At 64.0% G+C, this 23,500-nt stretch carries 29 protein-coding genes and 2 pseudogenes; 18 read left to right on the forward strand and 13 right to left on the reverse strand.

Annotated elements, in window-relative coordinates; genetic code table 11:
* The first annotated feature begins 49 nt into the window (after positions 1-49).
* The 8 genes from ACVENA_RS06295 to ACVENA_RS06330 all read left to right on the forward strand — a co-directional run bounded on the left by ACVENA_RS06295 (position 50) and on the right by ACVENA_RS06330 (position 5,326).
* Positions 50-538, forward strand: coding sequence for a hypothetical protein (locus tag ACVENA_RS06295; RefSeq protein WP_242777700.1), 489 nt, complete (start codon positions 50-52; stop codon positions 536-538).
* 31 nt (positions 539-569) lie between these two features.
* Positions 570-950, forward strand: a complete 381-nt coding sequence (locus ACVENA_RS06300; RefSeq protein ID WP_242777702.1) for a hypothetical protein — start codon at positions 570-572, stop codon at positions 948-950.
* A gap of 25 nt (positions 951-975) precedes the next feature.
* Positions 976-1,341, forward strand: a complete 366-nt coding sequence (locus ACVENA_RS06305; protein ID WP_242777704.1) for a hypothetical protein — start codon at positions 976-978, stop codon at positions 1,339-1,341.
* A 250-nt stretch (positions 1,342-1,591) separates the two neighbouring features.
* Positions 1,592-2,605: a hypothetical protein gene (locus tag ACVENA_RS06310; protein ID WP_449328064.1), complete on the forward strand. Its 1,014-nt coding sequence runs from the start codon at positions 1,592-1,594 to the stop codon at positions 2,603-2,605.
* Positions 2,602-3,477, forward strand: a complete 876-nt coding sequence (locus tag ACVENA_RS06315) for a hypothetical protein (RefSeq protein WP_242777707.1) — start codon at positions 2,602-2,604, stop codon at positions 3,475-3,477. The genes ACVENA_RS06310 and ACVENA_RS06315 overlap by 4 nt, the downstream gene beginning before the upstream one ends.
* Positions 3,478-3,495: 18 nt before the next feature.
* Entirely contained in the window at positions 3,496-4,419 is a 924-nt protein-coding gene (locus ACVENA_RS06320; RefSeq protein ID WP_449328065.1) for a hypothetical protein, read from the forward strand.
* A complete protein-coding gene (locus tag ACVENA_RS06325) occupies positions 4,413-4,982 on the forward strand; it encodes a hypothetical protein (protein WP_242777710.1) in 570 nt (189 codons plus the stop codon). The genes ACVENA_RS06320 and ACVENA_RS06325 overlap by 7 nt, the downstream gene beginning before the upstream one ends.
* 8 nt (positions 4,983-4,990) lie before the next feature.
* Entirely contained in the window at positions 4,991-5,326 is a 336-nt protein-coding gene (locus ACVENA_RS06330) for a hypothetical protein (protein ID WP_449328066.1), read from the forward strand.
* Positions 5,327-5,334: 8 nt separating this feature from the next.
* On the opposite strand, the gene ACVENA_RS06335 is transcribed toward ACVENA_RS06330, so the two are convergent.
* Together ACVENA_RS06335 and ACVENA_RS06340 are read right to left on the reverse strand one after the other, a co-directional pair.
* The gene (locus tag ACVENA_RS06335) at positions 5,335-5,502 is read right to left on the reverse strand and encodes a hypothetical protein (RefSeq protein ID WP_242777713.1); all 168 of its coding nucleotides are present in this window, start codon (positions 5,500-5,502) and stop codon (positions 5,335-5,337) included.
* 266 nt (positions 5,503-5,768) lie between these two features.
* Positions 5,769-6,557 (reverse strand): hypothetical protein, encoded by a 789-nt coding sequence (locus ACVENA_RS06340; protein ID WP_449328067.1) that lies wholly within the window; start codon positions 6,555-6,557, stop codon positions 5,769-5,771.
* Positions 6,558-6,995: 438 nt separating this feature from the next.
* Between ACVENA_RS06340 and ACVENA_RS06345 the strand changes: the two are divergent.
* Positions 6,996-7,097: pseudogene (locus ACVENA_RS06345) on the forward strand (transposase); the annotation flags it as partial.
* 528 nt (positions 7,098-7,625) lie between these two features.
* Here the strand turns inward: ACVENA_RS06345 and ACVENA_RS06350 are convergent.
* The 4 genes and pseudogenes from ACVENA_RS06350 to ACVENA_RS06365 all read right to left on the reverse strand — a co-directional run.
* Positions 7,626-8,219, reverse strand: a pseudogene (locus tag ACVENA_RS06350) (IS91 family transposase); the annotation flags it as partial.
* A gap of 270 nt (positions 8,220-8,489) precedes the next feature.
* Positions 8,490-9,281, reverse strand: a complete 792-nt coding sequence (locus ACVENA_RS06355; protein ID WP_449328068.1) for a hypothetical protein — start codon at positions 9,279-9,281, stop codon at positions 8,490-8,492.
* Positions 9,282-9,417: 136 nt separating this feature from the next.
* Positions 9,418-10,781 (reverse strand): IS3 family transposase gene (locus ACVENA_RS06360; protein WP_257546647.1). Its coding sequence is split into 2 segments (ribosomal slippage): positions 9,418-10,431 and positions 10,434-10,781, totalling 1,362 coding nucleotides; the frame shifts between segments, so codons are not numbered across the junction.
* 52 nt (positions 10,782-10,833) lie between these two features.
* A complete protein-coding gene (locus ACVENA_RS06365) occupies positions 10,834-11,787 on the reverse strand; it encodes a TonB-dependent receptor plug domain-containing protein (protein ID WP_449328069.1) in 954 nt (317 codons plus the stop codon).
* Positions 11,788-11,923: 136 nt separating this feature from the next.
* Here ACVENA_RS06365 and ACVENA_RS06370 point away from each other — a divergent pair, with 136 nt between their 5' ends.
* The 3 genes from ACVENA_RS06370 (at position 11,924) to ACVENA_RS06380 (ending at position 14,263) form a co-directional block, all read left to right on the forward strand.
* Complete coding sequence (locus ACVENA_RS06370) at positions 11,924-12,556, forward strand: TetR/AcrR family transcriptional regulator (protein WP_449328070.1); 633 nt, start codon at positions 11,924-11,926, stop codon at positions 12,554-12,556.
* 153 nt (positions 12,557-12,709) lie between these two features.
* Entirely contained in the window at positions 12,710-13,945 is a 1,236-nt protein-coding gene (locus ACVENA_RS06375) for an NAD(P)/FAD-dependent oxidoreductase (RefSeq protein WP_449328071.1), read from the forward strand.
* Between the two features lie 3 nt (positions 13,946-13,948).
* On the forward strand, positions 13,949-14,263 hold the full coding sequence (locus tag ACVENA_RS06380) for a hypothetical protein (protein WP_449328072.1): 315 nt from the start codon (positions 13,949-13,951) through the stop codon (positions 14,261-14,263).
* Between the two features lie 68 nt (positions 14,264-14,331).
* On the opposite strand, the gene ACVENA_RS06385 is transcribed toward ACVENA_RS06380, so the two are convergent.
* Entirely contained in the window at positions 14,332-15,558 is a 1,227-nt protein-coding gene (locus ACVENA_RS06385) for a threonine ammonia-lyase (RefSeq protein WP_449328073.1), read from the reverse strand.
* Between the two features lie 651 nt (positions 15,559-16,209).
* Here ACVENA_RS06385 and rlxS point away from each other — a divergent pair.
* On the forward strand, positions 16,210-18,081 hold the full coding sequence (rlxS, locus tag ACVENA_RS06390; protein ID WP_449328074.1) for a relaxase/mobilization nuclease RlxS: 1,872 nt from the start codon (positions 16,210-16,212) through the stop codon (positions 18,079-18,081).
* 39 nt (positions 18,082-18,120) lie between these two features.
* Here rlxS and ACVENA_RS06395 read toward each other — a convergent pair whose 3' ends face one another.
* The 6 genes from ACVENA_RS06395 to ACVENA_RS06420 all read right to left on the reverse strand — a co-directional run bounded on the left by ACVENA_RS06395 (position 18,121) and on the right by ACVENA_RS06420 (position 21,156).
* On the reverse strand, positions 18,121-18,282 hold the full coding sequence (locus ACVENA_RS06395; RefSeq protein ID WP_449328075.1) for a hypothetical protein: 162 nt from the start codon (positions 18,280-18,282) through the stop codon (positions 18,121-18,123).
* Between the two features lie 85 nt (positions 18,283-18,367).
* The gene (locus ACVENA_RS06400) at positions 18,368-18,550 is read right to left on the reverse strand and encodes a hypothetical protein (protein ID WP_449328076.1); all 183 of its coding nucleotides are present in this window, start codon (positions 18,548-18,550) and stop codon (positions 18,368-18,370) included.
* 162 nt (positions 18,551-18,712) lie between these two features.
* Positions 18,713-19,393 carry a hypothetical protein gene (locus tag ACVENA_RS06405; protein WP_449328077.1) on the reverse strand — a complete coding sequence of 227 codons (681 nt, stop codon included), beginning with the start codon at positions 19,391-19,393 and terminating at the stop codon, positions 18,713-18,715.
* 50 nt (positions 19,394-19,443) lie between these two features.
* Positions 19,444-20,070 (reverse strand): RES family NAD+ phosphorylase, encoded by a 627-nt coding sequence (locus ACVENA_RS06410; protein WP_449328078.1) that lies wholly within the window; start codon positions 20,068-20,070, stop codon positions 19,444-19,446.
* On the reverse strand, positions 20,070-20,786 hold the full coding sequence (locus tag ACVENA_RS06415) for a hypothetical protein (RefSeq protein ID WP_449328079.1): 717 nt from the start codon (positions 20,784-20,786) through the stop codon (positions 20,070-20,072). Before ACVENA_RS06415 ends, ACVENA_RS06410 begins: the two co-directional genes overlap by 1 nt.
* Positions 20,787-20,859: 73 nt before the next feature.
* Positions 20,860-21,156, reverse strand: coding sequence for a hypothetical protein (locus ACVENA_RS06420; protein WP_449328080.1), 297 nt, complete (start codon positions 21,154-21,156; stop codon positions 20,860-20,862).
* An 86-nt stretch (positions 21,157-21,242) separates the two neighbouring features.
* Between ACVENA_RS06420 and ACVENA_RS06425 the strand changes: the two genes are divergently transcribed.
* From ACVENA_RS06425 to ACVENA_RS06445, 5 genes are read left to right on the forward strand one after another with little or no spacing between them, the layout of a single operon-like run.
* Positions 21,243-22,091 (forward strand): hypothetical protein, encoded by an 849-nt coding sequence (locus tag ACVENA_RS06425; RefSeq protein WP_449328081.1) that lies wholly within the window; start codon positions 21,243-21,245, stop codon positions 22,089-22,091.
* A complete protein-coding gene (locus tag ACVENA_RS06430) occupies positions 22,084-22,554 on the forward strand; it encodes an SDR family oxidoreductase (protein WP_449328082.1) in 471 nt (156 codons plus the stop codon). Before ACVENA_RS06425 ends, ACVENA_RS06430 begins: the two co-directional genes overlap by 8 nt.
* Positions 22,555-22,589: 35 nt before the next feature.
* Positions 22,590-22,880, forward strand: coding sequence for a TonB-dependent receptor domain-containing protein (locus ACVENA_RS06435; protein WP_449328901.1), 291 nt, complete (start codon positions 22,590-22,592; stop codon positions 22,878-22,880).
* Entirely contained in the window at positions 22,768-23,043 is a 276-nt protein-coding gene (locus ACVENA_RS06440) for a hypothetical protein (RefSeq protein ID WP_449328083.1), read from the forward strand. The genes ACVENA_RS06435 and ACVENA_RS06440 overlap by 113 nt, the downstream gene beginning before the upstream one ends.
* Positions 23,044-23,046: 3 nt before the next feature.
* A complete protein-coding gene (locus tag ACVENA_RS06445; protein WP_449328084.1) occupies positions 23,047-23,493 on the forward strand; it encodes a nuclear transport factor 2 family protein in 447 nt (148 codons plus the stop codon).
* Positions 23,494-23,500: the final 7 nt, after the last annotated feature.

The raw sequence follows: 23,500 nt of genomic DNA on the forward strand, positions 1-23,500 counted from the left end.
CGTGCGGTGCCGGAACATCGTGGCGGTAGGAGTGGGGCAGGGACGGATCATGACGAAAACCGGACAGAATCTGGGATATTCGGCGTTGTTTGCCGGAGCGGTGCTTTCGGGCGCAGCGCCTGTGCAGGCGCAACTCCCAGCCCCGGTCGCAAGCAAGCTGGCGGACGCCATCGACCTGTGCGGCATCGGCATAAGGCTCGCGATGGCCAACCTCCCTGAGCGCGCCGCGAAGGAAAGGGGCTTTGCCTACGACTCTGCTCAAAGCACCTGGAAATGGGGACAGGGCAGCGACATGGTGGTGGTAAAGGCGCGGGGCCCCGATTGCGACATCCTCCTCATCGGGCCGGGCGCGAGGGCCGAGGTGGTCAGCGATCATGTCGCGGCCTGGGGCCAGGCGAACGGATTCGATCTGGATCGGTACAACCCCATATTGGGGATGGATCTCCTGTTGGATGGATCAAAGAGCGGAACCTCGCTGGAACTGAAAAGGGCGCCGAACGGCATATTGATCCTGACTCTGTCCCGCGAGGGCGTTTAGCTGTTCGTGGAACGACTTTGGGGGATGGGCGATGTTTGTGACGACGATCGCGCTACTGCTGGCAAGCCATATCGACTTGCTCGGCAACAAGGACGACGTCCGTATCTGCGCTGCGGGTTTCGACCTGCTGGCCGACCGGGCGGCGGCGAAGGGCGCTGATGACATCAATGTCCGGGTACTGCGCGAATTTTCCGCGATGTTCGCCGAGCGGCTCGATGAACTCGGCGGGCGCGACGATGCGGCCGTGGCGGAGGTGAAGAGCCGCTTGCCGGGCGGAGATGCGGAACAGGCCATGATGTCGAAATGCGGTGCGATCATCGGCGCGTTGCGCGGCAACGACACATTGCTGGATGCCGCACGCAAACTGGACGCGGGATCGACCGTCTCGCATCCCGATACCGCCAATCACTGATAGTCTGTCTTAAAGGGTCACATGGATGGCATCATATGGGTTGAAATTCTGCACCGCCGTCGCGGCATTCTGCGCCCTGGCCGGCACGGCCCGCGCCGAAGAGCAACCGATGACCCCGGAGGAGCGTAGCTTGCTATCCTGCGCCATGCAGGCCGTCACGAAAGCTCGCGAAGCCGTTAGAACCTCGGGCAAGCTGCTTGCCGGGGTGCCGCATATGAAGATCTACGACCGGATCGAACGCCGCATTTATGAAGTACTGACGGCAAAAGGCTGGACTGAAGACGAGGTATCGGAACTGCTGGATGAATGGTATGATGTCGCGGATTACGGCAATGCCGCCGCGTCGATGGCCGACGTATGCAAAGGCATCGACCCCGCGTTGTGGCAATGAAACTCTTTCCAGGTCTCCTGGGCGCCGCGGGCGCGGGATTGCCGGTAGGGGATCGTCCCTAAATCGGCACGGAAGCGAGCCTTCGGTCCAGACGCGGACGGGCGGTAGGCATGCCGCACGAAACGGGACGATTGCTGCGGGCGAGCGTGTTCGATGAGTGAACAAGGTCGCACCCCTGTTCAGGGGGGCGCGGGCCGCAAGACTCCGTCTTAGATCAAGGTGACTCTGTTCCAAACTGGAGGTCGTCTTCATGCGTCACACCATTCCTATCCTGCTGGCCACCTCCATCTGCGTGGGTGCCAGTGCCCAGGCGCTTGAACAGTCTGAACAGGCCGGGCAGATGGTCGGTGCCCTGAGGACCCCGATCGAACTTCCGTCTGCCCCACCGCAGAAATTTACACGCAATGTCTTCGCAGGCGACAAGGTGCGTCAGCGCATATTCATTCCATCCTATCGCGTGTCGTTCCTGATCAGTGCCAGCGCATCCGCGCGCACGACCGATACGCGCGCCAACGTGGAAACGGTCCTGTCGGGAGCGGAGCCTGCCTTGATCCAGGCGATCACCGACCGCGCCTATGCAGATCTCGTCGAGCGGTTGACCGCAGCAGGCTTTTCAGTCGTGCCCCAGGGGGAATGGAGCAGCACGTCCGGCGCGACTTCGCTGAAGGCGAAGCCCGGCGAGATTGAAATCCAGAAGATGTCATCCAATGGCGCGCGGCAATCCTATGCGCTGGTGCATCCCACGGGCCTCGCCGCCTGGCCGGAAAGCGCGATGCCGGTCAATCTTGGCGCGGTCCGCACCATGACGCGGGAACTCGACGCGACGATGGTCGCCCCGCGCTTCACTGTGAACTATGCCTATGTGCAGGCCAAAGGCGGCGGATCGATGGCGATGCTGTCGCGCGGTGCGCAGGCTTCGTTCCGGCCGATGATCCACGGCGGACCGGTTATCGGCGGCTTCTCGATGGAGCCGTGGCGCGTGCGCGTCGGCCAGCATGGCGGCTTCATGGAATATAAGGTTGACGGCTCGTTGGAGGCGCCTGGTGATTTCGGTCTTGTATCCGGCCGGGGCGGCGATGCGCGTGCGACGAGTACAGGCGGTGCCGGCGTCGATACCTGGGAGGGGCGTCTCGGCTATAACAGCCAGCTCACGGCGACCGGCCGTTTCGAGGTCGATCCGGAAGCTTATGCGCGACTGGCGCTTCAGGCGCTGGCCTTGCAGAATCAGGTTGCGGTCGACGAACTGAGAAAGGCTCGGAGGTGAAGCAGGCGGCCGTCGTCCTCGCGGGTGCAGCGGTGCTCGGCGGCACATGGCGGGCGTCAAAACCTTGCATTTTCAACTGTTCGCCGGCGGCCTCCAGCGAAGTCGCTGCGCAGGTTCACTGGCCGGTCGCCGAAGCGGCGCCCGGCGCCATGCGCGGCAGCATGTCCCGCGAAGCTAAGCGTTACATGGAGGGGGGCCAGGAAATGAAAAGGCGTTCGATAATCGTGGTCGGCGCATTGATCGGAACGATCCTGACGGCGGGTTTGGCGGGGGCCGCCGAAGCCCTGGCGCGCTACTGGATCGACAAGGCCGCAGGCGTTTCGATCGCCTTTCCCACAGGCGATGATCCAATGCGTAGCTTTACGGCCAATGACAGGCCGCTGACCGGCGACCAGCTCTTTGTGCTGACCCGGCCCATGCTGATGAATAACGACTCGGCATTTCCTGTATTGGCAGGGGTCACGACCTGCGTGATGCGGCGCCGCTATGAAAACCAGGGCGATCGGCTAAGGGGGCTTCTCACCGCCAGCCGCGCGAGTGCTGATGGCGGCAAGGTCGATGGACGAGCACGCTGCGAGGCGGCAATCTATCCGTCATCGGCCACTGACATGACCTTTTATGGCGCCTTGCTGGAGAATGCGCCGCTCGGTCCGCGGGAGGTCTGCGTCGCGGCCTACACCTTGCCCAGCATGGAAAAATTCCCGCGCATCATATCCCAGATGACAACATTCGCGGCGGGAAAGCATGGATATGAGATGCAGTGCACGATGGCGGTAAAAAGCCAGTCGGCGGCGAACGTCTATTGGCCGGGGCAGGCGCGCGATTTCAAGGCGATCAATGACAGCATCGCAATCGCTCCCGCAACGCGCTGAACCTCTGAGGGGAGATTTATGATCGAAAAGGAAAAGCTGTCTTTGAACCGCAGCCGTGGAAAGGGGGCGGGGAGGTTCATCGCCGTGCTGTCGGCGACACTGTCAGGGATCGGCCTGGCCGCCGCGCCCACTCATGCCCAAGCGCTGGGTCCCACCGAAAGGGCCGTCCTTTCCAGTTTCAATGTCTGCTGGTCAGCGGAGGAGGGAGGCAATCTCGCGCGGCTGGCGACGGATGCGGGGTTTTCCCCTTCGCCGCAGCAGACAGGCGCGAATTTCTATCGCGACGTGATGGGCTCGGTGCTCTTCCTCGCCGCCGATTTCGGGCCGGGCTCGGACGGCAGGCCCGAACCCGCCTGCCGCATCACCATACTCAAGCCGCAACTCGACACGCCCTATGCCCCACGTCAGGCGATCCTGCCCGCAGCCGGAGACTTGATCGATGTCATTGTCCGGGAAGCACAGGCCATGGGGTTCGGCTATCGCGTCGTGATCCTGCGCCAGCCGCATCCCGGCCGCCCCGGCCGCAAGCGTACGCTGCTGCGGGCGGAGCAGGGACAGCGCGCGCGCATGATCTATGTCGAGGAAGGCGCGCGGGATTATGAATTCCTCTATGCCCATGGCGCTCGTGTCGTGATCAACGATCCAGCGACAGCCGACCTTGGAACCGAACCATCGGGGCGAAGGGACATACAGGCATTTGTCAACGGCCGCTGGGAAGCCGCCTTCTGCGACCTCAATCCCCATGCCTGTCTGACGCCGCAGCAGCAGCGGCAACTGGATCAGGCCGCAGCGGCACGGGCGCGGGATTCGACGAACTGGACCCTGCCCTTTTCCGGCGTCGGCGCGGCCGCCCGGAATGGCGATAATCGCAGCAACGAACAAAGATTGAAGGACAAGGCATGGTGGGACAATTATCATCGCTGCGGCAGCGGCAAATGCTGAGTTCCGCGCTTAATCTGGTCGTCGGTGGCTGCGCGCTGCTGCTTTGCGCGGCAGCGCCGGCGCGGGCTCAGGACGATGCGCCCAGCCTTGGCACCTTCGTGCTTGCCGGGTTGGGTGATGTCTGCGTTCCCGTGATCGAACGCGGGGAATCGCTGGCCGAAACCGCAAGCGCAGCTGGCTTCCTGGAAGTCACGGGCGACAACCGCGCCGCGCTGGGGGGAGGCGCAGGAATGTCCTGGTGGCTGTTCGAGTTTGCCGAGGCCGTGCTGGTTGTCGGCCGTGACCTTGGTGAGCCGGGTTCGGCCTGCCGGGTAGCGGCGAGCGTCCCGATCGCACGCATCGGGGAGCTGGAGAAACAAGTCGGCGCATGGGCGGCGAAGGCTTCGCCCGCGTTCCAGCAGATCGCGGCTCCCTCTTCCGCCAAGACGCGCGACGCCCAGTGGGTGTGGGAACGGGCGGCGGGCGGAGCCGTCCAGCGGCTGCGGCTGTCACTGACGCAGCACAAGGATGGCACGGCGACATCCACCCTCCAATTTGGCCTGCTGCCTCGGCAAGACCGCTGACACTCCGGGTGAATGGCAGGTCTTCGGTCTGGTGGAGCCTTGCCCGGACGGCGGCGATCATCGTGCCGTCGGGTATGGCGCTCTATCTGCTCATAGCATGGCTGGCAGAACAGCCGCGCGTTCAATATTGGTGGGCGATCCTTCTCGCCGGGCCGCTGAGCATCTTTCTGGGATATTATCTGCTGGACGCTATGGGCGACGGGCTGATCGCGGTCGGACGCCGACCCATCGAGCGTGCACGGCAGCCCGCCGCCTATTGGACGTCGATAGCGTGGTTCGCCATCATGGCCGCGTTATTGGTCGCCGTTTGCCTTTATGCGGGGGTTCGCCTGGTCGCGGATTGACCGGTACGTCAATCAACCGCCACAGGGCAGCGATAATGGCGGATCGCCCGTGCCCAGTCTGCGCGGCCAACCTGCGTCGGCGCAAGGTCGAAGCTGTCGGCATCCACTTTGCGCGCGACGGGACCGGGGCCGCCCTCGACCGGCCACCATGGATGATTGCCTGCGAACTGCATCACCCGAAAACGCGCTGTCGATTTCGTCCCATCGCCCCGCGTTACGGAGCGAACGACTTCATTGCTGGGGCCTGCCTCGATCCGAACCGCGCGCGCGCAGTCCGGCGTTCGCGTGGACAGCGTCTCAAACCTGTCCGCAGGCGCCGGACCGGTCGCCCATCGCCCGGCAAAGAACGCCATGTCTGCCGCCGAGGCGGGGGCGGGTGCGGCCTGAACGGGGGTTGCAGCCCACAGGCAAGCTAAGCAGGCAGTAGTGGCCGTCATCCTCGTCACGGGCTCTCATCCTCCAACCACCCGGCCGCATCGCCCTCGATGTCATCGCCGGACCGCTCGAAATGCGCCTCGCGCTGGCGCTGAAAAGCCGTCGTGAGTCGCTTGCGCAAGCGCTCGCGGTCCGTGGCGTTGACCATGCGCCCCGCGGTCATGCGCACGAAACGGGCTTCCAGAATCGTCGAACCGGACTCTTCCTGATCCCCGCCCGCCTCGACATAGCGGGTGATCGCAAGGTCGCAGCCTGCCCGATATGAAGGCGCTGCGACGATGGAGGACGGCCCCCAGTCCTGCACGTCCGGATAGAGGCCGATCTCGTCCCACAACTGCGAAAAGACCCTTATCGTCCAGTGGTTTATGCCCAGTCCATTCCCCTGCGCATTCCAGGTCGCGACGATATGTTCCATGGTTCCGTCGCCGTCGAGATCGGCGGTCGCCACATGATAGGCATCATATCGGCCCGCCATGACGCTGTCTTGCCAGGCACGTGTCCATTCGCCGTCGCGCACCAGCAGCAGCGCGTCGGTCCACTTGTCCCACATCGGCTCCTGCCCGTCGGGCGTTTCCACGGCGCATCGCCAAAGAGTCGCGCCCTGCTCTACCGTCAAGGGCACGCCCGCCACGCAGTCGGCCGCATTAGGTGGCGCGGGCCGCATCGCCCGGGCCTCGCCGCCCTGTGACGGGCGCTCAATTCGGACAGACCTACATGGCTCGGCTGCCGATAAAGCCGGGCCGGCGAGACACAAGCCAAGCGCCGGCAGGATGGAGAGAATCTTCCCATTGCTCAATTGACCGGCCCCCGGACTGTCGATCGAATGTGGTCATATTGCGGAACCTTCTCACGCGGAACCCCCGGAACAGGGGAGGCGCAGTCGAGCATGCTATTGCCGATCGGGCTCGCCGGCTTGCCGGGGCCGCAGACCACGCGTCGAGCCTGACTGCACTGCATCGATTTCACTGAGCGCTATGATACGCAGCCACAAGCTCTTCTCTGTGCGGGATCAATGCGGCATCGATGTGTCGGGGACCGGGGGGCAATTCGAAGGGGCCTACTTCGTTTCCGATGACCTCTCCCGTGGGAGTGTCCGTGCCGGGACTCGCTCATCTCCCTGCTGCATCCCGACAGGAGTGGATGGATGAAAGCTCCTTTGAGGTGAAACGGCCAAAGTGGTCCAGACGTAATGTTAGTATTTCCGGCGGATTTTCCTTGAAGAGGAGGTTCGTCGATGACGAAGCAGCGATTTTCCACGGAGCAGATCGTGTCTGTTTTGAAGCAGGCGGAGATGGGGCTGCCGGTGAAGGATTTGATCCGGCAGATCGGGATAGCAACGAGCGGCAAGACTGGGAGAGAAAAGCGCTTCAAACAAACCTCCTCATCCCCGCGTAGCAGAGATCAAAAGGCAACGCTTGAGCGCACGCTGCGCTTGTCCGGGAGGTTGCTTCGCCCCGGTTCGAAGACGCGTATGTCGGCCAAGATGAATTAGCAAGGCGGTTCAGTTTGATCGGCCTAAACGGCAGCTATTCGCGATCGAGTGCCAAGAGCGGACGGTCTGCAACCGTTGAGAGTTTCAGACGCCGGGAGGCGTCAGAAAGTCTTCGGTGCCCGAACCGCGGTGATCATGAGCCGAGCTATGGGGAAAACTGTTTTGCGCAGGTCATGGTGCTGGACGTTGCTGCCCAAAATCGGACGTATCTGAGATCGGACCGTCTGAATTTAGATCGCGAAAGCGGACGCTGAAAGTCGGACCGTCCGATTTTGCGGTTCCGGCGTCTGCTATTGGGCAGCACCGGCGCGAGCGGGTCCGCTTCCAGGCGCGGGTGCGCGCTGGATCGTGTCGGTGCCAGGCCGTGCCGGGTCACGGCGCCGGTATCCCGGATGAGACCGCAAGCGGTGGCGGCGCGCGGGGCTGATAGCGGCGCTCGAACACTTCGATGATGATCATGATGCCGCCGCAGCACGGACAGGTCGGTCGGGGCTCTGCATCGTTGGCGGGCTCGACGGTCGGCGGAGGTGCGACATCGAGCAGGCGGCGCGCGCGTTCGAGATGGTCCTTGCGGCGTGCGCTGGCGAGGAGACCATAGTGGCGGATGCGGTGGAACCCGCGCGGCAGGGCGTGGAGGAGAAAGCGGCGGATAAACTCGTCGGCGGCGAGCGTCATGACCTGCTGCCGTCCGGCGCCGGCCTTGCGGTAGTCCTTGTAGCGGAAGGTGACCCCGGCCTCGTCGAAGCGAAGGAGGCGGCTGCTCGATATGGCGACGCGGTGGGTGTAGCGCGCGAGGTAAGCGAGCACGGCCTCGGGGCCCGCGAACGGCGGCTTGGCATAGACGACCCAGCGCTTCTTCCGAACGGATGAGAGGTGCCGCAGGAATGCACGCCGCTCGGCAAGATCCGACATGCTGCCGTAGAATGCGAGCTGCCCGCGATCATGGAGGGCGCTCAACCGAGCTAGCAAGCTCAGTGGCAATGTCACGCTAAACCGACCGGTCGGACAGTCAGCGGGATGCGCAGTACGATGTATGTAATGCAGTTAGCTGGGAGACTCTACGTCGCCGTCTCGGGGCCAGCTAGCACCCCGCACCGAGACCTCGCTACCTGCAGTTGCTGCCGGATCATCGCCAAGTGAAATAGCAACAGCGAACGTCTCGTTTCGACAACCTGAGCCGGAAACCGGACTGTCTCCAGACGGCCAGCATCCGTTTAGGAGGCCCACGCTGGCAGGTCATCGCAATTGGTGAGGCCATCGTTGATAACCGATCGCCTGTTCGAAATCACCCAGATCATTTTGCCAAGGGCGATCGATTTCCCCGTATAGATCCGAGAGTGTCCGTTCATAATCGGCGCCTGCACCCACGAGGCCGCCCTTGGCAATGGAAGAGATGGTCACCTGCCGTAGTCGGCCGAGCCCTCCCTCGCGCGGAAGGTCGCGAAAAGCCCGGATTGCTACTTCGAGCAGATTGCCCTTTGTTTCATAATCAACTCGGTCCGAAGGGATCACGCGACGCAACGCAATCCCGAGAGCGAGCGCAGCGGACTTCGGGATATTGCCATTGTCATGGTCCACCCGGTCATTTTCCGGTTCGGCATGCTGCGACCCTATTGGGACTTTGGCGGCCAGCTGGACCCAGTCGGAAAGCGCGTCGAATGCTGCGTACAGGAGGTAGCTTGCGCGTGTCCGATATTCGCCGAATTGCGGTGTCTCGGATTCTACCAAATCATAAATTTTCGTGATCTCTTCGACGAGCGACGGAATATAATAAAGCCACATATGCCACGCCACGCCCTGACATGCCGCCGCCTGCACCATGATGTCGAAGTAGCGGATCGACATATAGGTAGGATCACGCCAGCGGCCGTGATCGTCCCAGTGCCGATCGCGAAGCGAATTAAGAGAGGCGCAATAGGCCGCGTCGTTCACCGGGTTGAGTCTGGCGATCGCATACTCTCCGACGGGCTGGTATACCGCGAGGCGCTCCGCAATATTGGCATCCGAAAATAGACTGTGCAGGATCACGTTCCGCTCGGGGATATAGTAGCCACAGCGATCGAAGTTCTGGTTGTTGGCAACCTCGCGATTGTCCGTCGTCAGAACATTTGGCGCAACTCGTGGCGTAAATTAGCGGAGAGCGGGCCTCGTCTTGGGATTGATATTAGGCGGCGAGCTTTCGGTGCTGCAAGCGCCGATATTCGATAGTCTGTCGTTTGATCCTTTCGCGCTGTTTGATGATGGCGGGTGCCCTGCCGAAGTAGGCGTCAGCAGGCGTCACGTTGCCGAGGCTCTCGTGGTATCGGCGGTGATTATAATGGTCGATGAAGGCCTCGATCTGGGCTTCAAGTTCGCCAGGCAGGAAGTAGTTTTCGAGCAGGATGCGGTTTTTGAGGGTCTGGTGCCAGCGCTCGATCTTGCCCTGGGTCTGCGGATGCATCGGGGCACCGCGGACATGGGTCATCTTGTTGGCCTCGATATATTCGGCCAGTTCCCCAGCGATGTAGCTCGGGCCGTTGTCGCTGAGCAGTCGGGGTTTGTGCAGCACCGTGGCGCTGTCACATCCGGAAGCCGCCAGGGCGAGGTCCAGCGTGTCGGTGACGTCCTCGGCCCGCATGGTGGTGCACAGCTTCCAGGCAATGATGTAGCGTGAGAAGTCGTCGAGCACGGTTGACAGGTACAGCCAGCCCCACCCGATGATCTTGAAGTAGGTAAAATCGGTCTGCCACATCTCGTTCGGTCGGGTGGTCTTGGTGTGGAACGCATCGGCGGCCTTGACCACGACATAGGCCGGACTGGTGATCAGATCATGGGCCTTGAGCAGGCGGTAAACCGTGGCTTCCGACACGAAGTAGCGCCTCTCGTCGGTGAACCGCACCGCCAGTTCGCGAGGGGATAGCTCGGTCGTCTCCAGCGCCATCTCGACGATCTGGTCCCGGATATCGTTGCCGATGCGATTCCACACCCGGCTCGGCGCCGATGGCCGATCCTCCAGCGCCTCCGGCCCGCCTTCGAGGTAGCGGTCATACCATCGATAGAAGGTCCGGCGGGGGATGCCGAGCTGGTCCAGCGTCCGCTTGGCGGGCAGATGCGACTGCTCGACGATCCTGATGATCTCGAGCTTCTCAGATGCGGGATACCTCATTCTTCGTCGCCCCCATCCGCGATCATGCTTTTTTTGAGCAGACGGTTTTCCAGCGTCAGGTCGGCCACGCATTCCTTCAGGGCACGGGCTTCGCGGCGCAGGTCGTGCACCTCGCCGGTGGTCGCAGCTCGGGCGGTATCGCCGGCCAGACGACGCTTGCCCGCTTCCATGAACTCCTTCGACCAGGTGTAATACAGGCTCTGGGCGATGCCTTCCTTGCGGCACAGCTCGGCGATGCTGTCTTCGCCGCGCAGCCCCTCCAGCACGATCCTGATTTTGTCCTCTGCAGAGAAGTGCCGGCGCGTCGCACGCCGTATGTCCTTCACCACCCGCTCAGCTGGGGCCTTCGGCGCCGATTTTTTCAAGGAGGATTTGGGCTTCATCTTCGTTCCTTCGTCACTACGACGAAGCCCAAATCCTCCTTAAATCACAACCTCAAATATGCGCCATTGGTGCTGACGGCGGACAGAATTTTCCGGTGCTCGCGACGCCGAAGCCATCGATGTTGGTGACCTGCCGCAAAAACGTCGCCGTGAGCTTCACCGCGTCGCTCGGCTGGACGAGCAGCGCGACACGCCCGCCCGTCACGCGCTGCTCGCCGATATGGTCTTCGTCGACCGCCTGGCCGTCGATCCCGAAGCTCGCCAGCCCGGCCTTGAAGGCCGAATTCGAGCCGGCGCGCTCGCGGTAATAGCCGCTGTCCATGAAGTCGTAGGCGACCGCGCGAACGGCGACCTTGTCGGTGACAAGTGGGATATTGATCATGCCGCGCAGTTGATAGTTGGTGGATCCGGTGCCTTCGGTGGTCGAGACGCCGCCGCCGACCATGCCCGCCACTGCGCTCGCATCGGGCGCCACCGGGATCGTTCGCACCGCCCCCCCGAGCGATGCATTGCCGAACGCCGTGCCTTGCGGACCGCGCAGGACTTCGACGCGCTCGATGTCGACGAGCTTGATGTCGATGTTGCTCGCCCCCGCGAGCCCGCCCGAACTCGACGTCGGCGTTTCGCCGAAGTAGGTCGCCACAGTGGTGCCCGAATTGGCGTTCTCGAACGACGGCGAGGATTCGATGCCACGGATGACAATGGCCTGACCATATTGCTCCGCGCCCTGGTTCACGCCGGGCAGGCCGCGAAGATAATCCTCCGACGAGACGAGGCCGCGCTTGCTGATGTCCTCGGCGCTAACGACGGAAATGCTCAGCGGCACATCGATCAGGCGCTCGGACCGCTTTTGCGCGGTTACGACAATGTCGTTCGATTGATCATCCGCCGCTGCCTTTGTCGGCGCGGGCTGTGTCTGCGGCTGGTCCTGCGCAGCCGCTGGCGTCGCGATGCCGATTGTGAGCGCCGCCGAACATAGCAGCCAAATCTTCGTCTTACGGTTCATCCTGCCTCTCCTCCCCTGGGCCGCTTTGCTTCGGATGAACAAAGACTGGCGCCGACCGACCGCCCTCTCTACGAATTGGTATCGCGGCCGAATCAAACCATAAGGCTGTCTATGTTTTGTGACAAGAGGGGAATCGATGGCCGACGCCGAGTCCAATAATCGCAAGCGACCGGCACCGCTTAGGCGGCCCAAAAGGCCCGACAAGGCGCCCAAGCGCGAACGCGGCGACTGGCTCGATGCGGCGCGCGACGCGCTTGTCGCCAAGGGTATCGACGCGGTGAAGGTCGAGCCGCTCGCGAAACAGCTCGGAGTGACCACCGGCAGCTTCTACCATCACTTCAAGAATCGCCGCGAACTGCTCGCGGCGCTGCTCGAGCATTGGGAGGCAACGAACAGCGGGCCGATCTACGAGGCTGTGGAATCGGCGGGCGGCGATCCCGACACGCAGTTCGATGCACTGTTCGAAACTTGGATGACCGAATCCGCCTATGATCCAATCTATGACTCGGCGGTCCGCGCGTGGGCGCATGGAGCTGACGAGGCGGCGGCGGCGGTACGCCGCGTCGACGATCTGCGCATCGCGCTCCTGAAGCGAATCTTCCTGCGCTTCGGTTATGACGAGGATCGCGCCTTCATTCGCGCCCGCGTCACCTATTTCCACCAGGTCGGCTATCAGGCCATGGAGATCAAGGAAACCGCCGAGCAGCGGCGTGCGCTGAGCGCACTCTATCGCGAAATTCTTGTGGGCGACCCTCCCGGTAAAACTTGATCCCCGCGAGCGTGCCAGTGACGTGCCAAAAGTGTTGCGCTCTCTACAAATCATAGACTAGTCTATGTTATGACTCGCTTGCCGAGCGGGCGACGCCTTCGTGCGTCTGCCGGTCGGCAGGAAGGCGAGCACGGGGAGGAGAGCCGGAAGTTTATGGGCAAGTCAGCCGACATCGTCATCATCGGCGCCGGGATTATCGGCATGAGCGCCGCCTACCAGATCGCACGGCGCTCGAACCTTCGCGTCGTGGTGCTCGACAAGGGCGAGGGCCCCGGTGAGGGATCGACCGGCGCGTCGTCCGCGGTGTGCCGGTTCCGCTATTCGCATGCAGAGACCGTGGCGCTCGCGCAGGCGGGGATCGGTGCGTACCGGCGCTGGAGCGAATTTCTCGGGACAGCCGAACCCTTCGCGCGCTTCCACGACATCGGCGTGCTTTGGATGACGAGCGAGGCCGGTTGGACGCGTGACGAGGTTGCCCGACTCGGTGCGCTCGGCGTTCGCACCGAGACGATCGACGATCAGGCGCTTGGCGAGCGCTATCCCGCGCTCAATCCGTGCATCGTCGCGCCCGACCTCGTCGGCGGAACGGCGCACGATTGCCGCGGCGGCGGCCTCCATCTCCTCGAATGCGACGGCGGCTACATGGACCCCGTCGACGCGCTTCAGGACATCATCCGCGCGTCGCGACGCGAGGGCGTCGAGATCCGCTTTCGTGCGCCCGTCGCAGATGTCGAGATGCACGGCGGCGCAGTCGCAGGCATTCGGCTCGCGGGTGGCGATACAATCGCTTGTGGTCAGGCCATCATGGCGGCCGGCCCCTGGTGCACAGATTTTCTTGCGCGCGAAGGTCTCGGGCGCTGGCCGCTTGAGCCGACGCGCATCCAGATCGTCCATATAGATCGTCCGGCTTCGGTGCGGGGGGAATTGCCGGTGTGCGTCGACATGCCGGGCGGCATCTATTTCCGTCCGCAGAACCGCGGGCAGCAGATTCTTATCGGTTCGGTGCTCGAAGAGGATGAGCGCGAGGCAATCGACGATCCCGATGCTTTTGCGACCTATGCCGACGATGCGTTCATTCATGCCAAGCTGCACGCGCTCCAGCACCGGCTCCGTCTTGACGATATTCGCGGACCGGTGCGTGGCTACAGCGGCCTCTACACGATCAACCGCGCCGACATGCACCCGATCGTCGGCGCGACGCCGGTTCCTGGCCTGTTCGTCGCCAACGGATGCAGCGGCCACGGGTTCAAGCTCGCGCCGGCGATCGGCAGCCTCCTGGCACAGGCGATCACAGGGGCGCGAGGCGACTTCGACACCAATGTAGATCCTGCGTTTCTCGCGTTCGAGCGTCCCCCGATACCCCTCGCGTCGATGAGCGTGCTGGCATAGCCCGTGTCTGATCAGGATGCAGCAGCCAGCGCCAAGATTCCGCGTGACCGGATCGTCCTGTTGCACATCGAGGCGACGCCTGTCGCGACGCTGTGCGGGTGTGTGCTCGACGCACTGAGGGACGCCGGGTTGCCGCCGGTCGATATCGAGCTTCAGCACGACGGGCGAGCGCTCGCAATCAACATGACTTTCGACGGTCGACGTGCCCTCCCGTCGACTGTGATGCTCCGCCGGCTCGACCGGCTTCCTGCGGTGAAATGGGTCGAAATGCGCGACCGGACCGGAGCGCCATTTGGTAGGCCGAACCGGGGGCGGTAATGCAACCGTTGAGGCGGGGGCACCGCGCGACGCGGCGATGCGCTCGACCTGTGGCATCCCTCGATGCCTCATCCCGCGCGCTTTACGCAGGCGTCGAACCCCTGTGCCTGCAAAGCTACGATCACCGCCTCGCCATGCGCGGCATCGGTTAGTTCCACGACGATATCGAGCGCCGCGCCCTTCGGGTTGAGCGCGAGGCTGAGGCGCTCGTGGCTCACATCGACGATGTTCGCGCCTTCGTTCGCGAGCGCGGTCGCGATCTCGGCAAGCGCACGGGGGCGGTCCGAAATCGGCACGTCGAACCGCATGAGCTGGCTCGAGCGCACGAGATCGCGCATGATCACCCTCGCGAACATGCGGCTGTCGATATTACCGCCGGTCAGCGGGATGCCGACCTTTCGCCCGGCGAACCGCTCCGGGTGCGACAACACGGCGGCGAGCGCGGCCGCGCCAGCGCCTTCGACCACTGTTTTCTCGACCGACTGGAGGAGTGCGACCGCCTGTTCGATCGCGCCTTCGTCGACGAGCAGGATATCGCGGATGTGCTGGCGGACAACCTCGCGCGTGAGGGTGCCGGCCTTCTTGACCGCGATGCCCTCCGCGATCGTCGGACCTGCTGTGGTCACATCTCCTTCGCCGGCCAGTGCGAGCAGCATGGAGGGATAGGCGAGGGCCTGGACTCCGACAACGTCGACATGCGGCGCCAGCGCTTTCACCGCCGTGGCAATGCCCGCGATCAGCCCACCGCCACCGATCGGCACGACGATCGTGTCGATCTCGGGCGCTTGCTCGAGCATTTCGAGCCCCACCGTGCCTTGCCCGGCGATCACCTGCGCGTCGTCGAACGGATGGATCAGCGTGAGCCCGAACGCGCGTGCCTGATCGGCAGCGATCGCCGTCGCTTCCTCGAATGTCGCGCCATCGACGATGACGATCGCGCCATGCTCGCGCGTGCGGCCGATCTTGGTCATCGGCGTACCGCGCGGCATGACGATCGTCGCCGGAATGCCGAGCCGGGCGGCATGATAGGCGACGCCTTGCGCATGATTGCCCGCCGACATCGCGATGACGCCGGCTTTCCTTTCGTCCGGCGTAAGGGTCAGCAGCTTGTTGAGCGCACCGCGCTCCTTGAAGCTGGCGACGAACTGGAGGTTCTCGAACTTCAGGAACAGATCGCAGCCCGCGATCCGCGAAAGCGTCAGGCTCGGCAGGCAGGGGGTGCGCATGATCGCATCGCCCATGCGCGCCGCGGCAGCGCGGATATCGTCGATGGTAGGGAGGGCCTGGTCGGTCATCCGATGTCCTTTCACTTGGATCGCATCGGGAGACGGCTGGTCAGCACCCGCGGGCAGGTTGCCAAATCGGCCGCATCGTCCCCGCCGACGGCAGGAACCACCACCTTTGCGGCTACGGCCGCGAGGTTGGCGCGGACCGCCTGTGCGGCCCGTCTCCAGATGCAGGCGCGCATCGCGCCCGCCGACAAGATGCGCGAACCGCGGATATCCGCACTCGCCGGGCAAAATCTCGCGGACCAGAGCCGGCAGGGCGGTGATAGCGTGCGGCGACCCTCGGGCGCGCGCGGCGCGTGGGATGCGAGAACCGCGGGAGCGGCCGGCTACGAACGCTCCCGCGGCCGGGACGGGTCATGGCGGAACGGGCCAGCAAGGGGCGGCCGAACCGACGGTCGTCCCCGCGCTCCGGAGTGTTGCGCGAGTCCGCATGAACCTGGACGCGATACAGCGATTCACCGCGTCCCCCGCCCCAAGATGCATCGGACCCCGATATCCGCATCGCCGGGCGCTGCTGCGCGCGATGGTTGCACACGCGCGTCGCGGCGCTAGTCTCGCGGATGCCGGCTGAAAGACAGAGCGTGCGCCCGGGATCGCCGCTCCGTCGCGTTGCTATGGAGTGAGACCAATGAGGACCGGATGGGCCTTGACCGGCATGTGCATCGCCGTGACCATTTCAGGCGCGGCCGCTTTGACGGCAGCCGGATCGGCCGCGGCGCGAGCGTCGCACGGGTGCTGCGATCGCGCGACCGCCTGGGCGCGTTCCGGTCGCGCCGCTGCATCGTCAAGATACGGCCCGTCGGACTTGGCGGGAAGGGCATGGGCGGGGCGAAGGCGCACCTTCGCTATATCCAGCGCGACGGCGTGACCCGCGAAGGCGAGCCCGGCCAGCTCTATTCGGCCGACAAGGACGCGGCCGATAGCAAAGCCTTCCTCGAGCGCTGCGACGGCGACCGCAGGCAATTCCGGATCATCGTGTCGGCCGAGGACGGCGACCAATATCCCGACCTCAAGCCGTTCGTGCGCCGGTTGATGAGCGAGATGGAGCAGGATCTAGGGACCAAGCTCGATTGGGTCGCGGTCGACCATTTCAACACCGGCCATCCGCACACGCATATCGTGGTGCGCGGCGTGAACGATCGCGGCGACAATCTGCTGATCGCGCGCGAGTATATTTCGCATGGCGCGCGCCAGCGCGCGATCGAGATCGCGAACCTCGACCTCGGCCCGCGCACCGACCTCGAGATTGAGGAGCGGCTTCGCAGCGACACCGGCGCGGAGCGGCTGACCGCGATCGACCGGCGGCTGATCCGCGACATGGGGACCGCGCGTCTCGTCAGCGCGAGCGATGCCGATCCCTTCCAGCAATCGCTTCGCGTCGGCCGCCTGCAGAAGCTCGGTCGCATGGGCCTCGCTTCGCATATCGGCGGCGACACCTGGCGGCTCGCTCCCGACCTTTCGGGCACGCTGCGCCGCATCGGCGAGCGCGGCGACATCATCCGCACCATGCAGCGCGAGCTGACCGCGCGAAACGTGGAGCGGGCCGCCGCCGATCGCGCCATCTACGACCCCACCGCCGAAGGTGCGGCGCCGATCGTCGGGCGCGTCATCATGCGCGGGCTCGCCGATGAGTATAACGACCGGCATTATCTGCTGGTCGACGGTATCGATGGCCGCACGCATTATGCCGAGATCGGCAAGGGCGAACTGGTCGATCCGATCCCCGAAAACGCGATTGTCCAGATCGCGCCGCGCAGCGGCGGCGTCCGGCCCGTCGATCGCTCGGTCGCCGAGGTCGCGGCGACCAATGACGGGCGCTACACGATCGACGCGCATTTGCGGCACGACGCGACCGCAAGCGAACGCTTCGCCGAAACCCATGTCCGCCGGCTCGAAGCGATGCGGAAAGCGTCGCACGTCGCCGAGCGCGAACCCGATGGAAGCTGGATCATCGCGCCCGACCACCTTGCCAGGGTGGAGCGGTTCGAGGCCAAGCAACTTCGCGACCATCCCGTTGCCATCGAAACCTTGTCGGCGCTGCCGCTCGACAAGCTGCCGTCGGCCGAGGCCGCGACCTGGCTCGATCGTGAGCTGGTCGCGGAGACGCCGACGCCGGTGCGCGATGCCGGGTTCGGCAGCGAGGTACGCGCCGCGCAGACGGCGCGGCGGCAATGGCTGGTCGCCGAACAGCTTGCCGAGGAGCAGGACGGCCGAACCGTCTATCGGCGCGGGATGCTCGCGGCATTGCAACGGCGCGAGCTCCTGCGGGTCGCCGGTCAGCTATCGGACGAGCTGGGCGTTCCGTTCGCGGAGGTGCGGCCGAACGAGCAGGTCAACGGGCGCCTGGTCCGCGCCGTCGACATGGCGAGCGGGCGGCACGCGCTCATCGAGCGGTCGCGGGATTTTACGCTGGTGCCATGGCGTCCGGTGCTCGAGCGCCATATCGGAAAGCCGGTGTCGGGTATCATGCGTGACGGCGGGATCAACTGGACGATCGGCCGCCAGCGCAGCGGGCCGAGCATTTCGTAAGCCCGTGCAAGTGCCTCGAATATCGTCCGGATAAGGCTCCTATGGGGAGACGGCCTCTTCGAGCGCGGCGCGAATGACATCGAGGGCGTTTTCCAGTTCCTCGGATCGCCACGTCTCCATGTCGGCCAGGCGATCGAACAACACGCCTTCGTCATCTTTCTCGACAAGCAATTGAAGCGCGATGCGCAGATTCTCATCCATATGCGAGTCCTATTGCGATCGGCTGACGGTCGGCGATCTGCGCGGATTAATTGCAGGTATTCTCGGGGCAGCGCGGAGACATCCGTCAGGTCGATGAAGGCCGCGCCGGTCCGTCATCGGCCGCCCGGCAGAAATCCCAATATTCGTCGATGTCCGCGAGACCGGGCTTCTTCGCCTTTCTCGAAACGTCCATCGCGAGCAGCATGAGACGCATCGTGTCGTCAGCATCGGGCACGGCACTCGGCTGATAGACAACTGGCAGGTTCATTGCGAGGATCCCAGTCAAAGCGCTTCCATCTCTCTTTTCGAGCGTGGCGATCGATTGCCGCCCGATCGCAGCGTCCGAGACGCTCAGACTACATCCCTGCGCTCCCAATGCCCAGCATGATTGGCAACATGGCAATGCGGCGACGCGGACGGAGGCTGAAGATCACGCCTTGTCCGGCCTCAAGCGAACAATCCCCTTTGCGCGGATCAGCTCGCGCGGATGCGGGAGCCTTACGTTCATTCCCGCGAGTTGTTCGTCGGTCATGCCAATGCAATGGCGATTGGGCTGGCCGGGATAGATTTCCGACACCGACGCATCGGTCAGGCCATGGATCGACACATAATAGACCCGCTCGAATTTGGGCGGCTTGGCGGTCAGCAGGCGGCGCACCCATTCGATCGCGAAGGGATCGAGCCAGAAACCCTGTTCGGTGACATAGAGAAGGAGAAAGCGGTTCTCGCCGCCCTGATGCCCGGACTTCTTCTCCACGAGCGCGGCCGCAAGCTTTCCCTTTTCCTGGGGCGGGAGCGATTCCGGCGCGGCCTCGAATTTCGGGCCATGCTCGGCGAGCGGGGCAAATTCCGCCAGCTCCATCAGCTTGTCGCCGAGCCCGGTCGAAATCGTGAAGTCGAGATCATTCTCGGCATTCTGCTTGGGCGGCCCGAACGGCTTCAGCGACGGCTCGCTCTCGCCCGCCACCCAGCGCTCGAAGCCCTTGACGAAGAGGTCGGCAACGAGTTGCTCGCGTTCGGCTTTGTCCGCCGGGAACTTGGTCACCAGCCATTCGGCACCGGCAGCGCCCATCTCGACGGGTCCATCCTTGCCCTGCGGTTTGTCGGTCATCGTCAAGGCCTTTCCACATCGGAGCCGAGGAAATGGGTGCGATCGGTCGGCTATGGCTTGGGCGCGGCGTCGGTGAACGCGACCTCGAAGCGATCGAGCACCGCTCCGATCCCCGGCGCCCGGTCGAGATCATATATGTCTTTCGCCGCGAGCTTGGCGACGGCACGATCGTAGATGGCGAGATTGGTTTCGTTGTTGAGCCGCGAGGGATAGACGATCCCGTCGACCGCCGCGGGATGCTCGTGGATCGCTACCGACCATTTGCGCGCGAGCGCCTGATTACGGCCACGGGCAACGTCGGTCGGAATCCCCATCTGCAACAGGCCGTCATCGCCAAGGTCGACGAGGCGCAACTGCTCGCGGACCGAGATTTCCGAATAGTGGCGATCGGTCAGCTCGCTTTCGGCAATCTCGATTTCGCCGACAAGTCCATCGCGCCGATCGCGCAGGATCGTCTCGACGAAACAGACCTTGAGCGATGCCCCGAGATAGAGAACGCCGAAGCGATTTTCGGGCTTGCGGCGGCGCGGGTCGCTGAACCGCGTCGCATTTTTCCCGAAGCCGAGCGGATCGGGATACGCCTTGCGGTGAATGCGGCCGAAAATCTCGCCGACGTCGATCGGCGCAAGGACCAGATCGACGCGGGCAAAATCGGGAGTCGGCGGCGAACCCGTCACTAGGAGAAATCGCCTCGCGCAAGGCTTTCGGCAGCGTCGAGCACCTTGTCGGCCTGGCCGCGCAGCAAGGCATCCCTGGCGGTCGCACCGCCGAGCACGTCATGCCGCTGAGTGAGGAAGCGATACACGCCCCACGGGCTCGGGCCGAGCAGCTCGAACAGCCGCGGCAAGGCCTCGATCGCATTGCCGTCGTCGTCGACCTGCCAATCGGGGAACCGGAACCCGCGCTTAGCACCGTCGAGCCCGAGCAGCTCATGGCGCTGGCGGCGCGCATTCACGGTCACGCGCGAGACGCCGAGGCGTTCGGCCATGTCGTCGGCGCTCAGCATGTCGTCGCCGCTCAGTATCTCGGCCGCGCGAATACGTCCGCGATCGCGCGCGCGGGCGAAAGCCTGCTCGCGCTCATCCTCTTCGGAGAGCGGAGCAGCCGTCGCATCCTCTTGCGGCAGCGGCGCGATCTCGGGATTGCCCTTGGCGTCGATGACGACGGTGAAGCCGCCCGATCGGCCGCTTTTCCGTGACCGGGCGATCCCGCGACCGAGCGATTCCACGACCGCCTTGACCACGGCCTCCATCGGGGAAAGGGTGGCGAGCGTTTCTGGCGCGATCGCGACGGCGAGATTACCCGCCTTCGCACGCGACTTGCCGAGGACGAGCTGTCCGCTGCCGGCGCGCTGCGCTTTCTCGCGCGTGGGGATGGGCTTCACATTTCCCATGGTGAGTCTCCTGTCGACCCAACATGGCGATGAATTGTAAATCCGTCAATCCCGTTAAGTTGGTAAAGTATGCTCAGCCGGTTCGGCCGATGGGACCGAGGTCATTCGGGAACAGGCACGCCTGGGCGCCCACCGGCCCTGCATCGTCATCGCTGCGAATCTCGAAGCAGCGCAGGCGATCCACGAGTTGCCGCGCAATCTGCCCAACCGCCGCATGGCGGCGGCGACGATCGGAATCGGTCAGGCCATCGAGCAGCGCAGGCGGGGCCGTGGAAAGCGCCACTTCGAGGTGCAGCGAAAGGGTTTCATCATCGACTCGGGACATAGCTCCGGCAAGGGAACAAAATAAGAACGAATAGTCAATCGCCATCGCGCTTCGCCGCGGCGAGCGGTGAAAGAGCGGGAGCAGGACAGCCTAGCGTCACTGTACGCGAAATGTGGATTCTTGCGGCGCGCATGGTCACCGGGCGCGGAACGAGCCGTGACTACAGCCGCGCCGACTGGTATTTCGAGGCGCTGTTCGCCAATCCGGCGCTGACCGCCGGGGGGATGCTTTCCCGCTCGCTCGATCCCGCCGCCTGCAGCCACCCCAAATGGGATAGCGAGCTCGAAGCTGGGCAGGGCGCGCTTGCCGGGGGCTGGTATATGGCGGCACCCCCGGTACCGCCCCAACCGCGCCTCGACAGTCAGGTCTTCGCATGGCTCAAGCGCGCCTTCTATTTCGAGCATGCCGAGGGGGATGCAGCGCTTGAGCTCGGAGACCCAGAAGCGGCAGAATTCATGATGCTTCTGGTCGGCGTCCAATCCGGGCGCCAATCAGTCCGCATGATCGTCGATGCAATCAATGCTGCTTATTGTCCGCCGCGATTTTCCGGTCGCGAGCACCATCTCTACCTCTGGTCTGGGCATCGCTTTCACGAGCAGCCGTCGCGGTCTTACGTCGCGAGCGAGCGGATCGCTGCCGACGATCTCCGACTCGAGATACCGAGGCTTCCTGCGACGACCACGGGCGCATTCACCTTCCTCGGCGATCACCTGATGCTCGCGCTGGCTGACGGGGGGCCACGGTTGCGCATCGATTACCCGCTCTTTCGCACGCTGCGCCGACTTGGCCGGGGTCTTCCGCGCAAGCTCGTCCCCGAGCGCGAAATGCATCGCCTGGATGCGTTTCTCGAAACGCTGACCAAGGATCGAGCAGGCGCTGGCGACACCATATGGTCGGTTCACCTCGAACATATGCAGGTTCTCCAGATCGGGCTCAGCCCCGACCGCAAGATGTTCGAATCGGTGCGCGCTCATGACTGACGCCTCGACCCCTTCGAACCGCGAATCCGCCGCGGCGCAGCGGCGCATCCATGGCGCCGCGCTTGGCTATCAGCCCATGCGGATGAAACCGGTGCATCTGGCCACCGGCTTCATTCGGGTTCTTACGCAGAAATGCTATCGCCTTGAAATTCTGAATAAAGCCTCCGTTCCTCGCGTCGCGCCCAAGCTGGGAGCTCGCGTCCCCGACGAATATGTCGCAGAAGTGCTGCTGCCGATCCTGGTCGGCGAGGGGCGGGTCAACGCGGTGTCGCCCAGCCTCGCGATGCACGCATCGCTGTCGAAGGTAACACCGCCGGGGCTGCTCGAGGAACTGACCGAAAAGGAAGCCTTCGGCCGCTATGCCGAGCCATGGGAGGTGGCGAACGTCATGCTGTTCCTTGCCAGCGACCTCTCTTCCTATATGGCGGGCGAAGTCGTCGCCGTGTCGAGCCAGCAGGCATGAGCGCGCGCGTCTTCGCCAACTGGAGCGACGACATCATGACCTATGTCCGTGCGAGCACGGGCTACAAGGCGGGCGGCTTCAACGCGCGTGCGGCGGACAATAACGGTTTCGATCCCGAGGATCTCACCTCCTACGAGATCGGGTTCAAGAGCGAGCTGTTCGACCGCCGCCTGCGCTTCAACGTCGCGGCTTGCCGAACTGCTCGAACGCTTCATGGCGGTGCGCAGCCAGGTCGGGGGACAGAATTTCATCGACGTTCGCTACGCCGATCTGCTCAGCGATCCGATCGGCGAGGGCACGCGCGTGCTCGAAGCTGCGGGGGTTGAGGTAACGCCGGACGTTCGGGCGGGGATGGCCGAATGGGTCGAGGCCAACAAGCGCGAAGATCGCGCGCCGCATAAATATGCCCTTGAAGATTTCGGCTTGGTCCGCTCCGATGTCGAACAGCGTTTCGCGGCCTACCGAGCCGCCTTCCTGGAGAGGACATAAATTGTGACCGAAGCCGTCAATCTCGCCGCAATCGAGGAAATCCGGTTGCTCAAGGCGCGCTACCTGCGCGCGCTCGATACCAAGGATTGGGCTCTGTTGCGCAGCCTGCTGACCGACGACATGGTCGGCGATTTCCGCGAGATGCCGGGCGAGACGGACGAATCCCTGTTGACCACCGGCGCCGACGCCTTCGTGGCAGGAGTCGCCGCCGCGCTCGAGCACGCCACGACGGTCCATCATGTCCACAGCTTCGAGATTCGTTTCACCGGCGCGCGCGATGCCGAGGGCATATGGGCGATGGACGACCATTTCTGGGCGGGCGAAGGGAGCGACCTTGCCGGTCGCTCGCACCACGGCTTCGGCCATTATCACGACTGCTATCGCAAGGCGCGCGGGCGCTGGCTGATCGCCAGGACCCGGCTCAGCCGCATCCGCGTCGAGCGCGACTGACGCGCCC

Source organism: Sphingopyxis sp. 550A (assembly GCF_053569535.1).

What these genes read in the sequence shown, in the direction of transcription:
- ACVENA_RS06295 (WP_242777700.1), top strand. Translation starts at nt 50, where the DNA reads ATGACGAAAACCGGACAGAATCTGGGATATTCGGCGTTGTTTGCCGGA.
- ACVENA_RS06300 (WP_242777702.1), top strand. Translation starts at nt 570, where the DNA reads ATGTTTGTGACGACGATCGCGCTACTGCTGGCAAGCCATATCGACTTG.
- ACVENA_RS06305 (WP_242777704.1), top strand. Translation starts at nt 976, where the DNA reads ATGGCATCATATGGGTTGAAATTCTGCACCGCCGTCGCGGCATTCTGC.
- ACVENA_RS06310 (WP_449328064.1), top strand. Translation starts at nt 1,592, where the DNA reads ATGCGTCACACCATTCCTATCCTGCTGGCCACCTCCATCTGCGTGGGT.
- ACVENA_RS06320 (WP_449328065.1), top strand. Translation starts at nt 3,496, where the DNA reads ATGATCGAAAAGGAAAAGCTGTCTTTGAACCGCAGCCGTGGAAAGGGG.
- ACVENA_RS06325 (WP_242777710.1), top strand. Translation starts at nt 4,413, where the DNA reads ATGCTGAGTTCCGCGCTTAATCTGGTCGTCGGTGGCTGCGCGCTGCTG.
- ACVENA_RS06365 (WP_449328069.1), bottom strand. Translation starts at nt 11,787, where the DNA reads ATGAACCGTAAGACGAAGATTTGGCTGCTATGTTCGGCGGCGCTCACA.
- ACVENA_RS06370 (WP_449328070.1), top strand. Translation starts at nt 11,924, where the DNA reads ATGGCCGACGCCGAGTCCAATAATCGCAAGCGACCGGCACCGCTTAGG.
- ACVENA_RS06375 (WP_449328071.1), top strand. Translation starts at nt 12,710, where the DNA reads ATGGGCAAGTCAGCCGACATCGTCATCATCGGCGCCGGGATTATCGGC.
- ACVENA_RS06385 (WP_449328073.1), bottom strand. Translation starts at nt 15,558, where the DNA reads ATGACCGACCAGGCCCTCCCTACCATCGACGATATCCGCGCTGCCGCG.
- ACVENA_RS06395 (WP_449328075.1), bottom strand. Translation starts at nt 18,282, where the DNA reads ATGGATGAGAATCTGCGCATCGCGCTTCAATTGCTTGTCGAGAAAGAT.
- ACVENA_RS06400 (WP_449328076.1), bottom strand. Translation starts at nt 18,550, where the DNA reads ATGAACCTGCCAGTTGTCTATCAGCCGAGTGCCGTGCCCGATGCTGAC.
- ACVENA_RS06405 (WP_449328077.1), bottom strand. Translation starts at nt 19,393, where the DNA reads ATGACCGACAAACCGCAGGGCAAGGATGGACCCGTCGAGATGGGCGCT.
- ACVENA_RS06415 (WP_449328079.1), bottom strand. Translation starts at nt 20,786, where the DNA reads ATGGGAAATGTGAAGCCCATCCCCACGCGCGAGAAAGCGCAGCGCGCC.
- ACVENA_RS06420 (WP_449328080.1), bottom strand. Translation starts at nt 21,156, where the DNA reads ATGGCGATTGACTATTCGTTCTTATTTTGTTCCCTTGCCGGAGCTATG.
- ACVENA_RS06425 (WP_449328081.1), top strand. Translation starts at nt 21,243, where the DNA reads ATGGTCACCGGGCGCGGAACGAGCCGTGACTACAGCCGCGCCGACTGG.
- ACVENA_RS06430 (WP_449328082.1), top strand. Translation starts at nt 22,084, where the DNA reads ATGACTGACGCCTCGACCCCTTCGAACCGCGAATCCGCCGCGGCGCAG.
- ACVENA_RS06435 (WP_449328901.1), top strand. Translation starts at nt 22,590, where the DNA reads ATGACCTATGTCCGTGCGAGCACGGGCTACAAGGCGGGCGGCTTCAAC.
- ACVENA_RS06440 (WP_449328083.1), top strand. Translation starts at nt 22,768, where the DNA reads ATGGCGGTGCGCAGCCAGGTCGGGGGACAGAATTTCATCGACGTTCGC.